Below are 16734 nucleotides of genomic sequence, written 5' to 3' on the forward strand. Positions count from 1 at the left end.
GTAAAGAAAAGTATGAAAAATGAAAGTTTACTGTTTTGCCATCTCTTTTTTCACCATTACTGCTGCTGCAATGATGAAAGTGATGATCAGACCGAGTTCCATGAACTACCCCAATAGCTATGAGAAAATTTATAACCCAAATTAAGAGTCGGGCATAGTTTAACAGCTCTATATATACTTGCTACCTTTTAACCAGTAATTTACGATTTTTTCCGATTTGGATCAAAAAAGACGCAATCACGCGCCTTTTTGTTACTATTATGTAAATTAAAGATTAGGCATCTGGATAACCTTGAGGGTTAGTAGACTGCCAGCGCCATGTATCGCCAGTCATTTCTTCTAGAGAGCGAGTTGCTTTCCAACCTAACTCATTCATCGCTTTTGATGGATCCGCCCAACACTCTGCAATATCACCTGGACGACGCTCAACAAGTTGGTATGGGACATCTTTACCACTTGCGGCTTCAAATGCTTTCACCATGTCCAGTACACTGTAGCCGTTACCAGTACCGAGGTTATAGATATGAAGGCCAGCTTTGCTACCTACTTTTTCTAATGCAGCAACGTGACCATCGGATAAGTCCATTACATGAATATAATCACGTACGCCTGTGCCATCTTTGGTCGGATAATCACTACCAAACACAGAAAGGAACTCTCTGCGCCCTACCGCAACTTGAGAAACAAACGGCATTAAGTTGTTTGGAATACCTTGAGGATCTTCACCTAGCTCGCCTGTTGGATGTGAACCTACCGGGTTAAAGTAACGAAGAAGTGTAATGCTCCAGTCAGGGTTCGCATTTTGGAAGTCGGTTAAACACTCTTCTACCATTAATTTGCTGCGCCCATATGGGTTAGTTGCGCTAGTTGGAAAGTCCTCTGTGATGGGTACAGATGCAGGATCACCATATACAGTCGCTGATGAACTAAATACCAACGATTTAACTCCGGCTTCACGCATTGCATCAACCAATACTAAAGTGCCATTAACGTTGTTGTCGTAATACTCTAAAGGTTTTGCTACAGACTCACCGACGGCCTTTAAACCTGCAAAATGGATAACAGCTTCAATATTGTGCGACTTTAGTGCTTCTACCATCGCCAATTTATCTCTGATATCGGCTTTAATGAAGGTTGGCTTTACACCACATACCTTTTCAATTCGATCTAATACCGTAGATTTACTGTTGTACAGGTTGTCTAGAATCACTGGCGTCATGCCAGCTTCGATCATTTGAATACACGTATGACTACCGATATAGCCCATACCACCCGTAACGAGTACTTTCATTTTATTATTCCTTCTGACGCGAATTGAGTTAGTTTAAAGCTTTGACGTTACGATTTAAACTGTCTCTTGTAATTCGCATCCCATTAATATTGCTTGGCCTTTCCCGGCTTTCTTTGCTTGATACATTGCCGTATCCGCACTTTTTAAAACTCGAGTAGCATCGCGCTCATTTACGCCGACTAATTTTACGCCGATACTAACGCCAACTTTGAGTAAGTGACCTTTGTACTCAATTGGAGCACATATGCTCTCGAGCAACTGTTCTGCTATTCGGGTGACCACTTTTTGATTGGCGGGATTAACCAACATGACAAATTCATCACCAGAAAGTCTTGCGATTAAATCACTATGTCTCGTCGCAGATGTTAGACGCTCGGAAACTTTTTTCAAAACTTCATCACCTGCATCATGACCGTAGGTATCGTTAACTTCTTTAAATCCATCCAGATCGAGGTACAAAACTGCAAATTCGTCACGCAAGTATCCAGAGCGTTGTACTAGTTGTTCCAACTCTAAATGGAACTTAGATCGATTGGCTAACCCCGTTAAAGCATCGTGATGAGCTAAATGCTCCAATCGTTCCATCTCTTTTGCGCCGGAAAGGTCGGTAAGAACAATAACCAGATCATAGAAACCATAGTCTTCACACTTAACGATACGATTGACTCGAGCAAACATCGGTACAAACTGACCAATATGGTTCTTCTCGATAACTTCACCTTGCCAAACGCCATAATTTTCTATCGACTCGATGATACTAGGCATCATTTCCTGTAACTTGCGCCACTTTAGCGTTTGGATGAATGACTTCCCAATAAGCTGATCCACCTCTAAGCCGACTAACTTAGTGACGGCAGGGTTTGCCATCGTAATGACACCGCGATGATTAAGAACAATGAGACCATCTTGGCTGCTTTCAAAAACGCGTCCCGCAACACGTTGCCGGTTTATGGCTTCTTCAATTTCGGTGATATCTTGAATCGAAAACAGTAAGTATTCATGTGTCGAGAGGCGACGACTGGTTAGGCTCAACTGCTGTTCGTTATCTGCATTTTTGAGGTGAATATCATCGCACTCTAGGCCTCGACTCAGGATCTGACTCAGCTCATTCGGTGTTTTGGTTTTAATTAGATCACGAATATTGGCATATTTAAGTTCATCTAATTTTTTTTGAAATATTTGCTGGGTCGCCGTATTACAATGAATAACACGTCCGGAATTGTCTGTAATAACTAATGCATGCTGAACAGATTCGATAACCTCTTCTGAAAATGCGCGCTTTTGTTCTAGTGTGTCTAGCGAATGTTGCCGCTGCTTCTCACGTACTGTTAACCTATTCATCATTTGATTGAAAGAGCTCGCGAGGTCTCCAATTTCATCCTTGGCGTAATAGCGAGCTTGATTTTCCGTGTTTCGTCCGTGTGTCACATTCTCTATTACGCGGTTGAGTTCCATCACGGGCCTGAGAACAAGCCTCTCGATACTTATGTAAAAAACAGTGCCACCAGCGATCAGAAACAGAAGAAGTAAAGCGCCATCTCGAAGTAAAGATTGTATGGCTTCTACAATTGGGCGATGAGAAAGCGTAACTCTCATGCTACCAATGACATAGCCATCATGGATAATCGGCTCTAGAACATAAAGAAATTTGGTTGATAAGGCATAGCCTAGAGCGTGCAACCTACTTCTTTCGGTTTGACTTGGAACGGGTGCCAGTGCCCCACTTATCTCCATAACAGCGAATGGTTGGTCATCTTGGTCATAAAGTTTGACCCGCGTTACATTTGGCTGGTTTAAAAAGTTGGCGAGAATAGTTTGAGCTTTTTGCTTGTCCTTTGTCGTCAGCGCATCTTTAATTGAGAAAGAAACGTTGTTAATCAACTTTCTTGTCTGCTCGACCAGTTCATGCTTAGACGATTGGTATACAGTATACGAGGTGTAACCTTTTGAGATAACAAAGATAGCCGTTAAAAAGACCAGAAGAGGCCAAATAAGCTTCGCTCGTAATGACATATATATTCCTGTCGCAGACAACCACAAAAATGACAGAAGAACCATTATGCAATCTATCACCCATGAAGGGCGACAAGATTAACACGATGCTAATGCAAAATAACCTTAAATTCTCAAAAATTGGATGGAAAAGAAACGAAATACCTTAAAATTCGGATCAACTCAAATAACGGCAACATCTTTATGGACTAACGTGATCTTTTTCGTCACCTATCTGCTCAAAAAGCCTCGTTTTCATGATAGAAGAATGAAGTGAGTCACTGAACCTAGATGCATTTTCCTGCATCGTAAACCCATTGCTTGTGTAGAAATAAAACGTATGACATTGAATAAACAGCAACTTACATTGAACTGTGATATGGGCGAGAGCTTTGGCTCTTGGAGTATGGGCGCAGATGAAGAAGTGATGCCCCATGTTGATATGGCGAACATCGCGTGTGGTTTTCATGCCTCCGACCCTAATGTCATGCACGACACTATCACCCTAGCGAATGACAACGATGTTGATATTGGCGCACACCCAGGTTACGCCGACCTACAAGGCTTTGGCAGACGAAGCATAAGCATGACGGGTGATGAAATTACGAACATGGTTATATATCAGGTTGGTGCTTTACAAGCATTATGCCGGGCGCAATACACAGACATCAGTTACATAAAGCCTCATGGTGCTCTATACAACGACATGATGAAAAGTGATGCGATATTTAGAGCGGTAGTAAAGGCGGCAGCACTGTTCAAAGTACCGTTAATGATCCTAGCTTCACAGGAAAACGAAAAATACTTAGAAATCGCAGACGATTATGATGTTCCCTTGCTATTTGAAGCATTTGCAGATCGTTTATACCAAGATGACGGCTTACTGACTCCTAGAACACAGCCCAATGCCGTGTTAAAAAGCGAGCACGCGATACTTGAGCAAGTCCGGACCTTAGCTGACTCTGGGCGTGTCAAAACCGCTTCAGGCGGTTACATATTATTGGAAGCCGACACAATTTGTGTTCATGGTGACAATGAAGAGTCGATCGCGCTGATCCAAAAGATCCGCCAAAGCCTATACGCTGGAGGAAATTAATGCATAAAGAGAAATTTAATATCTCTTTGATCTCCGAGTGCAGTATTTTCATTAAGTTTGATGAGAGTATTTCTGAAAATGCAGTCGGAGAGCTTGCTCGCAGCATAAGAGAAACTTTCGCTTCAATTGTTATGAACGTTGTCCCCTCCTATCAAACTATTCTCATTGATTACTTACCTTTTCGAATCAACGAAAAGAACTTAGCCAATGAGCTGCAACAAATCGTGAGCCAGTTTGATACTCAATCACTTAAGCTTTCCCAGCCGAATCACATTACTATCCCTGTATATTACTCTGAAGAAACCGCGTTAGATCTATCTCGTTTTAAAAAGCGAGGTCTGTCATTAGACGATCTTATTACCCTGCATACGAAAACCGAGTACGCGGTTTCTGCAATTGGCTTTGCTCCAGGCTTTGCATTTCTCTCGGACGTTGATACTCAATTGCACATGGCAAGGCTTGCCACACCAAGAACTCAAGTGCCGGCCGGAAGTGTAGGAATCGCAGACTCTAAAACGGCCGTCTATCCATCAGATAGTCCTGGCGGATGGAACATTATTGGTAAAAGCCCGCTTGCGCTCTTCTCCGACTCTACTCCTTTTATACCGTTTGAAGTGGGTGACAAGGTCACCTTTAATGCTATTTCAAAACAAGAGTTTATCGATTTAGGAGGCGTACTATGAGTTACGGTGGATTACTGGTGGAAAAGCCAGGACCGCTCTCTTTAGTTCAAGACTTTGGTCGTTTTGGCTTAGCGCATGTCGGTGTGACTCAAGGTGGCCCGGTCGACGACTATGCTTACAGTTGGGCCAACCATTTGCTTGGTAACGTAGTCAATTGCGTTGCGATTGAAATTACTCTGGGTAACGCTTGTTTTATTGCATTGCATAACTGCCACCTTGCTATATGTGGCGGTGACTTAAATGCGAAAATAGATGGTGAACCTATTTCAAATTGGTCTGACTTTACGTTGAAAAAAGGACAGAAGCTTCAGTTCGGAGTCGCAAGGAATGGACTTCGCTCCTACCTAGCGGTTAAAGGTGGATTCAATGTTGCTCAGCACTTAGGAAGCGCATCGACCGTCTTGCGAGAATCTCTAGGTGGTTATGATTCAAATGGTGGCGCTTTGAAAGCTGGTGATATTCTTCCCTTTGTCCCTCATAACTTACCGAAACGTAAACCAAGGCAAATGACGTTTCGCTTTAAGCCAGATTACAACTTACCCATTAAGCTGAGAGTGATTGAAGGCTATCAGAACGAGGACTTTGATGAAGACGCTCGCCAAGCATTTTATAACAAAGCATTCATCATCTCCCCAAATTCGAATCGCATGGGCTACCGTCTTGAGGGCAATAACATTCGTCCACCTTACGAAGGCGTCCTATCAGAGGGAATTGCATTAGGTTCAATTCAAGTACCTAGCGATGGTAACCCTATTGTGCTGCTCAACGATCACCAGACTATTGGCGGGTATCCTAAATTTGGCTGCGTAGCTCGTATTGACTTACCTAGACTGGCACAGGCGAAACCCGGACAAAAAGTCAATTTTGTGAAAGGAGATAGACTAGGCTTGCAAGAAGTATGGTGCCAATGGGCTCAGTTTTTTGGGTATTAATACAACCACTGAGCCCAAACACAGCCGATTATGCAGGCATACCATAACGCACTGCTAAAGCTTGTGGATAGCCTCGCTCTTGAGTGAGTTTAATCGCGTACTGCTCGACCTCTTGTTCAGACCACTTCACAGCGACCGGATGCTGTGTTTCCACATTTTGGTTAGGATCGATGTCAAACCAGAATTGAAGCATTTTTTGCGCTGCGAGTAGTGTCGATGACGCTTTTACCACCTCTATTCTCGCGTAGTGGTTATCTTCAAAAGTCACATCTGCCGCTCTGAGTACTGGATCTGTTCCGGGAATTTGCTGAGCGCCAAATAATGCTTTTCCTCCTTTTACAGCAGAGTGATAGTCGGGAATAAACTGCGCCATGTGTTTGATGGCGTTGTTCGTTCGCTCTTCTAACACTTCTTCTCTCCAGCCGTAACGGATCTTCGAGAGTAAAGGCATAGGCAGTTCAGGTTGAGCAGATGAGTTCGTGCTCTCCACTAAACCATCTTCAAACAGCGTGATTCCTTTTGTCATACCATGAAGTTGAAAGTAACCATCGCCATAAGGCGTCAATTGAGCCATTCCTTTATCGGTTCCACGCGGGCCATGAAAAATAACTTCTGGCCATTGTTGTTGACAGTCTGCCCACCTCGTAACGTAAGCGGCTTTAAACTCCACCAACCTGTCTCGCTTGGCACCAACTGTGTTGTCAATTGAGCCTGTTTCAAAGCCACACGCGTTAACCAAGTAGTCGCATGTCATCAGGTAATCGATACCTTCACGTTCATAGCCAAGTTGCCAGTGTTCCCCCATCCAATCGGCTTGCTTAAACGTTGCTTGTGTGAAGACCGAAGCATTAGGAAGCGTATCTAGTGTTAAGTTGGCAATTGCGGCGAGGCGAAAAACACTCCAACCATATTCTTGAACTGCGACAACAGGATACTTTAGCGCTTCAAGATCAGCATGTTGAGCAAAAGGAATGCACCACTCATCGAAGTTTGTAGGATGACTTGGTTGAGTACGTTGCGCGAGAGCTTCTAGCTCCGCTTTTGAATACAGTTTGTAGTATTCGCTTGGCTCGCCGAGCACTTTATTACTCTCATCTTTATCAACGAGCGTCTGATAAGCACTTTTCACAACCTCTAATCGCGGAATTAGTGTGGATGGGTCTCCACCATCGGAATGAGGAACCGCGATGATTGTCGGACGAATATTCAGTGAAAGCGGATACAGGCGAACAGTATCAATAGATTGTGCTAACAAGTCTAAGCACTGTTGCTCGGAAATCTCTCGATATAAATTACCACCAGCATGCAAATGACAAATGGGTGGACCATTTACTAGTGATACGCCCTTCTCTATTACGGAAACTTTAAAACCCAGCTCCGCAAAATGAATTGCTGCTGTTGCACCTGCTACACCGCCACCAACAACAGCGATATGCTTATCTTTATAACTTGGAAACTCAGACTTCATTGCTTCACTAAAAATTTTATAAGGAAAATTCTTTACTAACGGTGAATTCTACTCGTGTTTGGACTTGATTAAAATCACAAAAAGTTCATGGGTTTGCGAAATATCCAACAGCGCCTGTAAAGTGCATTAAAGTGGAAAAAATTTGCGAAAAAGTACTTGACTACATGGTTAAGAAGACACTTTTTTGTGTCTATGTGAATAAGAATTTCACTGTAAGACCCATGGCGCAAAGCCTGCAGAAACACCCCACTTTTTACCCCATTTAGTTATCCCAAAAGTTATCCACTGTTTTTGTGGATAACTAAAATAAAAGTGTCATGGAGTGTTCCAAACTTGATAACACTCGCTGCGATTAAGTGTTTACTGGCGTTAACAATCTTTTCAACAAACTCATCACTACAAGTGCCAACGTAACAAATGTTGCAAGCGGTAAAGCTATCCACAATTCGGGGTGAATTTGTACATTGAGATCGAATCCATATGTCATGACTGCGGCCACACAAACTTCCGCAGCGAATACCGCAACACCACTAGCAATCAACGCCATAATTCCGTACTCGGCCCACAGGGTTGTGTTGATCCGTTTCTTACTTGAACCTAATGTGCGATACAAACGAATCTCTTGTTGACGTTGGGACAAGCTTAACCTCAGTAGAGTAAAGATGAGCAGCAGACCAGCAACAACGCCTAAAAGAGCAAGGATGGTGATTGCTGATACGATTTGCTGAATCAAAGCCTGAATTTTCTCGCCCATAGTTCGGATATCTAAAACAGAGACCGTTGGGTGAGCACGTGACATTGACGTCAACAACGCTTCATTTCCTTCTTCAATCCTATAACTGATGAGGTAAGAACCAGGTAAATTAGCCATCACGTCAGATGAGAAAATAAAATAAAAGTTAGGCTTCATGTCACGCCATTCGACATAACGGATGGTATCTACTACTGCATCGTAATTCTGACTGTTTATTACAAAGCGCAGCGTATCACCGAGTTTGATGCCTAAATCATTTGCTACATCCGCTTCTACAGATACACTCCCTTTGTTTGTCCATTCACCCGAAAGCACATCATTATATTCTGGTAGGCTGTCTCCCCATGTCAGGTTTAGCTCTCGACGTATCGCGTCAGAACCTTCTCCTTCGTACTCAACCTCTTTGACGTTTTGACCGTTGATCTCTGTTAGTCGTCCACGAATTATTGGATAAGCTTGGGACCGCGTAACTCCATTTTTATCTAGGGTTTCTAGGTAGTTATCGAGCTCATAATCACCAATATTTAAAGCGAACACATTTGGCGCGTCTGCAGGTAAGGTTCTCTCCCAATCAGCGAGAATATCGCTGCGCACAAGCCAAATGATAGACAGCAACATCAAAGATAATGCCAAAGCACCAAACTGTAGACCGCTGGTTACTGGCGTCCGGTTGATACGACTCAACGCAAGCTTCATTGCAGAATGGGTTGACATACGTGCAAACAGCTTTGTGAGTGTGACGCTAACTGCTGCGAGTACCACAAACAGTACCGCTATACCAGTGAGCACGATCCAAACTAAGGTGTTATCAGCATACAGTAAAAGTAATGGAATAACGGGCACTAGAACAAGTAACATTCGCTTCCAAGAACGTTGCGCTTTACCCTGCTGTAGCACTTCTAACGCGGGAGTTTTAATCAAGCCTAAAAGTGGTATACCGAGAGCAGGCACCGTAATCAAGACTGCTGAGATAAATGCCACCAAAAATGGTGTGACGCCGTAACTAGGGAGTGGGTCGGGTAATAAGTCTTTGAGTGGAATACGTAATAAATATTCCAGCCCGCTCCCTAACAATAGACCGACGACACTGGCACTAATGAGAAGGATTGTGACTTGAATAAATAACCACTTTTCAATCCATCGGCGGCTCGCACCAAGACTTTTCAACATCGCGATAGTTTGTGTCCGGCTGTTCACGTAATTTTGACAAGTAAGAACCAATGTTGTCGCTGCCATAATGATGACAATCGCTACGGTCAAAGACAGATACTGCGTCGTGCGTTCAAAAACCTCATTACTACGACTGGCAGTATCTTGCGTGCGCCAGCGATCGCTCGGAGAAAGCTGCGTATCATCTTGTAAGCTCTTTAGTGTTTTATCATCGGCTTGTAAAAATAGACGGTATTGAACTCGACTCCCAACTTGAATTGCTCCTGTTTTATCTACGTCACTTTGATGAATGTATGCAGAAGGCATTTGCTGAAATGGATTAAAGCTCAAGCCTGGTTCCATCAATACTGCGCCTGATACAGTAAACTCGGCATCGCCTATCGTGACGCTGTCACCTGAATTTACGTTTAGTTGAGTCATAATCCGCTCATCAAGCCAGAGTTGGTTCTCTTTAACGCGACCGGCCGGATTATTTTCAAGAACGAGCTCTCCCATTAAAGGGTAATTATCATCCACCGCCCTTACAGAAATAAGCTGCATACCATTATCGCTAAATGCCATAGTGGCAAATCGCGTCATCATCGAACGTTCAAGGTTTTCAGTCGAGGTTAACAACGTGTCCGGAATGGGATTAGCTGACACAAACACCGCATCTGCCGTTAATGCGTCCTTCCCTTGCTTGACGATCACCTGCTCCATTCGTTCTGCTAATGCAGAAAGCGCAAAGATACTCGCAATCACGAGAATAAGAGCAACGCTAATAGGCCAAAGGTTCCCCTGCCTTATTTCGCCGAAACTCCAACGTATCAAACTTTTATTCGGCGAGTGCTGTGTTGTACTGTTTTGCTCTGTGGATGTTGCTTCACTTGATGATACTGCAGACATTACATCTCCTCCTTAAGCTCACCCGCCTCCATACGATAAATACGGTCACATCGGCTTGCTAGATGACCATCGTGTGTTACTAAAATCAGAGTTGTCCCGTGCTGTTCATTAAGATCGAATAGCAGCTCAATCACTTTGTCTGCGGTTTGATGGTCAAGATTGCCGGTAGGCTCGTCTGCGAACAACAGCTCAGGCTGTGTCATAAATGCACGCGCTAGCGCAACTCGCTGTTGTTCACCACCAGATAACTGGCTTGGTAGATGATCGACACGTTTTTCCAATCCAACAGCAGCTAATAATTCCGCTGCTCTTGCTTCATCTTCGGCTTCACCACGTAAAAGACAAGGAAGCGTGACATTACGTAATGCACTCAAACTCGGGATTAACAAGAAACTTTGGAAAACGAAACCTAAAGAGTCAGCCCGAATTTTCGCACGTGCTTCATCGTCCAGTTTTGATAATTCATGACCTAATAAAGTAATTTCGCCTGATGTCGGCGTATCAAGACCAGCTAGCAACGTCATCAATGTTGACTTACCTGCACCGGAAGTTCCGACGATGGCGATTTTTTCTCCTTTTCGGATGTCAACATTTACGTCTTTGAGGATTGTTAATTGTTCTTGATTAGTAGAGACTTGTTTAGAAACCAAATTGGCTTGAACAATAGGTGCATTAAGTACAGGTGTTTGCATGATTCGTATACTTTCCTTAGTTCTATTTTTTTGTTTTTCCGCTACTGCACATGCGAGCGAAAAGCTACTTGTCTTGGGTGATAGCTTGAGTGCAGGCTATCAGATGCCGATCGAAGAGAGTTGGCCTAGCTTACTCCCTGATGCGTTGTCAGAACATGGTCAAGATGTAACAGTTATTAATGCCAGCATTTCTGGCGATACCACTGGCAATGGCTTAGCACGGTTACCTCAGTTGCTAACTCAGCATAGCCCGGACATGGTACTTATTGAGTTAGGTGCCAACGATGGACTGAGAGGTTTCCCTCCTAAACTTATTACGTCAAATCTTTCAAAAATGATTACCATGATAAAAGATTCTGGTGCGGACGTTGTCATGATGCAAATTCGGGTTCCACCTAATTATGGTAAGCGCTATAGCGATATGTTTTACGATATCTACCCTAAGCTTGCACAGCATCAACAAGTTGCCTTGATGCCATTCTTCTTAGAGCATGTTGTCACCAAACCAGAATGGATGATGGATGATGGCCTTCACCCAAAACCAGATGCACAACCTTGGATCGCTGATTTCGTTGCTCAAGAATTAATTAAACATCTCTAATTTTAATGGTCTAGCTCAATAAGTTTTACGTAACTTTACGTTAATCTATTTTCAATTCCACTCATCGAGGATAGATAACAACATGCGAATAGAACCGTTAATTCAAGGTGTTGTTGCTCGCTCTGCGCACCCCAAAGGGTGTCATGCATCTATTAAAGAGCAAATTGAATACGTAAAACGCGCCCCACAGATCAAAAAAGGCCCAAAACGGGTTTTAATTATTGGTGCCTCCTCTGGTTTCGGCCTAGCGGCCCGAATAGCCCTAACGTTCGGTGGCGCTAACGCCGATACCATTGGCGTCTCATTTGAGCGTGGCCCTTCAGAGAAAGGGGTTGGGAGTGCGGGTTGGTATAACAACGTCTTTTTTAAGCAAGAAGCAAATCAAACCGGGCATACCGCAATAAATATTGTTGGTGATGCATTCTCTGGTTCGGTGCGCAATCAAGTGATTGAAGCCATTGAAACGTACTTTGAGGGTGAAGTTGACTTAGTCATCTATAGCTTGGCAACCGGTGTTCGACCTAAACCTGAATCTGATGAGTTTTGGCGCAGTGTCATTAAACCTATTGGTGAGTCTGTCACTGGCGCTTCTATCATGCTGGAGAACGATAAGTGGATAGAAACCACCTTAACGCCAGCAACAGAAGAAGAAGCCAACGCCACCATTAAAGTAATGGGCGGCGAAGACTGGGAAAGCTGGATTGACACACTCATCAATAACGACTCTATTGCAAACGGCTGCAAAACCATCGCCTTTTCTTACATGGGCCCTGACATTACGCACCCAATTTATCTCGATGGTACGTTAGGTCGAGCGAAAATCGATTTACACCAAACCAGTCATTCATTAAACCTCAAACTCGCCAACTTTGACGGCGGTGCTTACGCAACCGTGTGTAAGGCGTTGGTGACGAAAGCCAGTGTATTCATCCCTGCTCTAAGCCCTTACCTGTTAGCGCTTTATCGAGTGATGAAGGAAAAAGGTACTCACGAACGCTGTATTGAACAAATGCAGCGGCTGTTTACTACGAAGTTATACGATCAAGAGAAAGTGCCAGTTGACGGTGAACGCTTGATTCGAATAGATGACTTGGAACTTGAACCGCAAGTTCAACAAGAAGTCCACGCTCTTTTAGAACAAATGAATGCTGATAACTTTAAAGAGATTGGTGATTACCAAGGTTTCAAAGATGAATTTATGAAGCTCAATGGCTTTAACTTTAAAGATGTCGACTATTCGCAAGATATTTCTATTGAATCGTTAATGTCGCTTAAGCCTTGATGCTTGTTATCTGTTTCAAGGATGAGATATGTGACAACTATTCCTAGTCCTGAACACTTTTCAGGACTTTTTTTGTTTCGAGCCCTAGCCACCCTATACTTAATTAAAAAGCGAGAACAAAATAGAGCAGTCTGCATTTTTAATTCACAGGAAGTGAAACCACGTAAAGGATGACCTATATGGGGAGATTGCAAACATTAGACTACGAAATCCCTGAGTCTATGCGAAGAAGTTGGCAGGAAATCGTCAACTTACTGGCTCAAATAACACACGTACCCACCACATTAATTATGCGTATCCATCCGGATCGCATAGAAGTAAATACATCTAGCGAAACTCTAGGTAATCCTTATCGTACTGGCGATGCAGAGCAGCTTGGTAACGGTTTGTATTGCGAGCAAGTTATAGAACAGAGAGGCGAGCTTGTAATCCCCAATGCGCTTGAAGATGAAGAATGGCAAAATAACCCAGACATCAAACTAGGCATGATTTCTTATTGCGGTTTACCGCTATTCTGGCCAAATGGGGAGACATTTGGAACAATCTGTATGCTTGACTCTGAGAGAAACGAGTACAGCGATAGTTACCGTCAGTTGCTTGAAACTTTCAAAGATTCAATCGAAGCACAGCTTTCAGTTGTGTACCAACAACATAAGCTTCAGCGACTTAACACCGAGCTAAAGAGTCGAATTGAAAATCGTACCACGGATTTAGCCCAGTTAAGTTACTCCTTAACACAAGAAATTGATCGCCGTAAAGCCGCGGAAAAACAAGTGAGCTACCAAAAAACACATGATCAGGGGACTGGATTTCTAAATCGTTCTGCACTTGAGAACATTGTCCAATACACCTTACAGTCCCTTGATAGTGATCAGCAATCGCTTGTGGTCATCAACATTGGTTTTAGTAACGCTCGCAGTATTCAGACCAGGCACGGGTTCGAGGTCTTTGACAACATTTTAAAAGAATTTCACTCCAGATTAACCAGACACGGTGCTAGCGGATTTATCACTGGTAGACCAAGTTCGAATGACATGGTTTTATTGATTTGGGGAGAGGATATTGAAGCTCGGTTAAATCAACTATTAGATGGTATCACTAAAATTAGCGTAGATGGATTTGTCTTCAACAAAACAGAAATACATTTGCACACGTATATCGGTATAGTTCAAGCTTACAAAGATTGCAGCAATGCTAAGCGTATCCTTCAACATGCATGTTACGCGATGCTTCTATGTAAAGAATCCGGCGAACCTTTTAGTTATTTTAGAGAAAATCATTCGGCGGATCTCAATAGTCACAATGAACTGGAAAGTTACCTTTTACAAGCAGTGCGTAACGACGATTTAGTGTTGTACTTTCAACCTCAAGTAGACTCCAAAACACGTAAATGGATTGGCGCAGAAGCCTTGCTTCGTTGGAGACATCCAATACTTGGCGACGTTTCCAACGAAGCATTGATACATATGGCCGAACAAAACGGGCTTATCTTTGAAGTTGGCTCTTTTGTTCTGCGTACCGCGATAGACAAAGCGAAACAATGGTCTGAGTTAATCGATAACTTCAAAATTGCCGTCAACGTTTCTCCCATTCAATTACAAAACGTAAATTTTGCAGAACAAGTGCAACACCTACTCGACACTTTCCATTTGCCAGCACACTTTCTCGAACTCGAAGTAACCGAGAGCGCTCTAATTGCTGATGAAATAGTAGCACGCACAACGTTAAATAAGTTGCACAAACTAGGTGTGACATTGTCACTTGATGATTTTGGTACAGGATATGCTTCGTTCAGCTATTTAAAGAAATATCCGTTTGATGCCATCAAAATTGATAAAAGCTTCGTCCAGCAAATGGAAAAGTCAGATGATGATCGCGAGATCATTTGTTCAATCATACACATTGCAAAAAAACTGGAACTCCAAGTAGTGATCGAGGGCATTGAATCCCACCAACAAGAGCAGTTTCTTATTGGTGAGGGTTGTGATATCGGACAAGGTTTTCTTTATGGTAAACCTATGCCTTGTAATGAATTTGAGCAAAGTTTGTTTAATCAGCGCCTTTCTGGCGGGCAATACGCCTACTCTTCCTAAGCATTCTCTTTACTATGAGGGCGGTGGTTTCTATAATCGCCGCCCGCTTCTATTAAAAGGCCAATATCTTCATGGATCAGTTGACTGCCACGCTTAAGAAAATTGAAAAGCAGAACTACCGAGCTTATCAGCAAATCAAAGGTCAATACGACTTCACTGATTTCACTTTGTTTATCGATCATGTACAGGGTGACCCTTATGCATCGGCGTCACGTTTTCGTGCGACTCGCGCATGGTCTTTGACTGGTCTTGAGTGGCTAAGAGACGAGTCTCCTGCATTTCAAAGAGCTGCACGTGATTTTATTGCGCGTAGTTTTGAACAGTTTGCTAAACAAGAAAACTCAGTATCAATTTCACTGACAGGCCAAACTGTACTGGATAGCACCGCGGTGTTGTTTACTGAAGAAGGTATTGAACTGCGTTTTCGAGTTAACTTACCAGCCGAAGGTCGTTCAGTATTGGGGAAAAAAGCCAACAACATACTGACTTTCCACCTGCCTAAGTTTATCCGTCGAGCAACTTTAGAGCGTGAACTCGACAAAGCCGCTTTAATTAAGCACTGCCAAGTTGTTGAAGACCAAGATGCCCTACGAGAACAGTTAGAGGCCAATAACTTAGTCGCGTTTGTCGCAAACGGCAGTATTCTTCCTCGAATTGCAGGTAATTGCGACCTTCCAATGAAAGAAGCCGTTGAGTTTAAAGCCCCTGAATCTCTACAAGTCACTTTACATGCGCCAAACAAGGGCCATGTCACAGGATTAGGAATTCCAAAAGGTATCACACTGATTGTAGGTGGTGGCTTCCACGGTAAATCTACCTTATTAAATGCAATAGAGCGTTCAATTTACGATCATATTCCAGGAGATGGTCGCGAATACATTGTTGCCGATAACAAGGCTATGAAGATTCGTGCCGAAGATGGCCGATGCGTACACCACTTGAACCTGTCAAACTACATCAACCATTTACCGATGGGTAAAGATACGGCGGACTTTTCTACTCAAGACGCATCAGGCTCAACGTCGCAAGCCGCTTGGCTTCAAGAGTCTATTGAAGCGGGTGCAAGCACATTATTGATTGATGAAGATACTTCTGCTACCAACTTCATGATTAGAGATGAGCGTATGCAGGCATTGGTGGCAAAAGGTGATGAGCCAATTACTCCTCTCGTCGACCGCATTGGTCAATTACGAGATGATCTTGATATCTCTACCATTATCGTTATGGGTGGGTCGGGCGACTACTTAGACGTTGCCGATACCGTCATTCAAATGCACGACTACCAAGCCGTTGATGTGACTGAAAAAGCGAAAGAAGTTATCGCTCAGCACCCTACTCAACGCCATAACGAGTCAGAAGAACGTTTACAGACCTTCCCACCTCGAGCACTGAACCGCGTTGCGTTGATGAATATTCTTACTGACGGCAAGTTCCGTGTGAATGCGAAAGGCAAAGAGTCACTTCGATTTGGTAAAGAGTTTACTGATCTTAGCGCTTTGGAACAGATAGAGTCAGCCGATGAAGTCAACACAATTGGCTGGTTATGGTTCCAAATTGCTCAACTTCCAGGTTGGTGTAATCATCCTGCGAAGGAGATTGAAGAAATGCTGTCTGGTGAGTGGCATGCCGCTCTTCCTAAGCAAGGCGACTTAGCCAAACCACGCACACTAGACGTTATGGCTGCCCTCAACCGCATGCGAAAATCTCAGTTTAAGTCATCATGCTAGTTTTGATACGCTGACAGAGACAGTTCAATCAAAAGGCAGCTATAGTTAGCTGCCTTCCTTTATCTTTA

12 protein-coding genes are annotated in these 16734 nt (G+C 43.4%); 7 read left to right on the forward strand and 5 right to left on the reverse strand.

Going from position 1 to position 16734, the window contains the following annotated elements; all coding sequences use genetic code 11:
* Nucleotides 1-274: 274 nt before the first annotated feature.
* A complete protein-coding gene (galE, locus tag R7Z10_RS02745) occupies nucleotides 275-1291 on the reverse strand; it encodes a UDP-glucose 4-epimerase GalE (RefSeq protein ID WP_318103868.1) in 1017 nt (338 codons plus the stop codon).
* Between the two features lie 54 nt (nucleotides 1292-1345).
* Nucleotides 1346-3304, reverse strand: coding sequence for a diguanylate cyclase (locus tag R7Z10_RS02750; RefSeq protein WP_053307690.1), 1959 nt, complete (start codon nucleotides 3302-3304; stop codon nucleotides 1346-1348).
* Between the two features lie 319 nt (nucleotides 3305-3623).
* On the opposite strand from R7Z10_RS02750, the gene R7Z10_RS02755 reads away from it, so the two are divergent.
* The 3 genes from R7Z10_RS02755 to R7Z10_RS02765 are packed head-to-tail and all read left to right on the forward strand — an operon-like array spanning nucleotide 3624 to nucleotide 5994.
* Nucleotides 3624-4379: a 5-oxoprolinase subunit PxpA gene (locus R7Z10_RS02755; RefSeq protein WP_053307689.1), complete on the forward strand. Its 756-nt coding sequence runs from the start codon at nucleotides 3624-3626 to the stop codon at nucleotides 4377-4379.
* Entirely contained in the window at nucleotides 4379-5062 is a 684-nt protein-coding gene (locus R7Z10_RS02760) for a carboxyltransferase domain-containing protein (protein ID WP_318103869.1), read from the forward strand. Before R7Z10_RS02755 ends, R7Z10_RS02760 begins: the two co-directional genes overlap by 1 nt.
* The gene (locus R7Z10_RS02765; protein WP_005376316.1) at nucleotides 5059-5994 is read left to right on the forward strand and encodes a biotin-dependent carboxyltransferase family protein; all 936 of its coding nucleotides are present in this window, start codon (nucleotides 5059-5061) and stop codon (nucleotides 5992-5994) included. The genes R7Z10_RS02760 and R7Z10_RS02765 overlap by 4 nt, the downstream gene beginning before the upstream one ends.
* Nucleotides 5995-6022: 28 nt before the next feature.
* On the opposite strand, the gene R7Z10_RS02770 is transcribed toward R7Z10_RS02765, so the two are convergent.
* The 3 genes from R7Z10_RS02770 to R7Z10_RS02780 form a co-directional block, all read right to left on the reverse strand.
* Nucleotides 6023-7462 carry an FAD-dependent oxidoreductase gene (locus tag R7Z10_RS02770; protein WP_033907074.1) on the reverse strand — a complete coding sequence of 480 codons (1440 nt, stop codon included), beginning with the start codon at nucleotides 7460-7462 and terminating at the stop codon, nucleotides 6023-6025.
* Nucleotides 7463-7814: 352 nt separating this feature from the next.
* Nucleotides 7815-10271: an ABC transporter permease gene (locus tag R7Z10_RS02775; protein ID WP_165935323.1), complete on the reverse strand. Its 2457-nt coding sequence runs from the start codon at nucleotides 10269-10271 to the stop codon at nucleotides 7815-7817.
* Entirely contained in the window at nucleotides 10271-10963 is a 693-nt protein-coding gene (locus tag R7Z10_RS02780; RefSeq protein WP_047101137.1) for an ABC transporter ATP-binding protein, read from the reverse strand. The genes R7Z10_RS02775 and R7Z10_RS02780 overlap by 1 nt, the downstream gene beginning before the upstream one ends.
* On the opposite strand from R7Z10_RS02780, the gene tesA reads away from it, so the two are divergent.
* From tesA to R7Z10_RS02800, 4 genes are all read left to right on the forward strand, one after another.
* Nucleotides 10962-11564: a multifunctional acyl-CoA thioesterase I/protease I/lysophospholipase L1 gene (gene tesA, locus R7Z10_RS02785; RefSeq protein ID WP_005376324.1), complete on the forward strand. Its 603-nt coding sequence runs from the start codon at nucleotides 10962-10964 to the stop codon at nucleotides 11562-11564. The two genes, R7Z10_RS02780 and tesA, sit on opposite strands and share 2 nt — an antisense overlap.
* A gap of 82 nt (nucleotides 11565-11646) precedes the next feature.
* Nucleotides 11647-12846, forward strand: a complete 1200-nt coding sequence (fabV, locus tag R7Z10_RS02790; RefSeq protein WP_318103871.1) for an enoyl-ACP reductase FabV — start codon at nucleotides 11647-11649, stop codon at nucleotides 12844-12846.
* 179 nt (nucleotides 12847-13025) lie between these two features.
* Nucleotides 13026-14939 carry a sensor domain-containing phosphodiesterase gene (locus R7Z10_RS02795; protein WP_318103874.1) on the forward strand — a complete coding sequence of 638 codons (1914 nt, stop codon included), beginning with the start codon at nucleotides 13026-13028 and terminating at the stop codon, nucleotides 14937-14939.
* Between the two features lie 71 nt (nucleotides 14940-15010).
* Nucleotides 15011-16666, forward strand: coding sequence for an ABC-ATPase domain-containing protein (locus R7Z10_RS02800; protein ID WP_017821933.1), 1656 nt, complete (start codon nucleotides 15011-15013; stop codon nucleotides 16664-16666).
* The last annotated feature ends 68 nt before the right edge of the window (nucleotides 16667-16734 follow it).

The organism is Vibrio sp. Vb1018 (assembly GCF_033338775.1).
Classification (GTDB): Bacteria; Pseudomonadota; Gammaproteobacteria; order Enterobacterales; family Vibrionaceae; genus Vibrio; species Vibrio alginolyticus.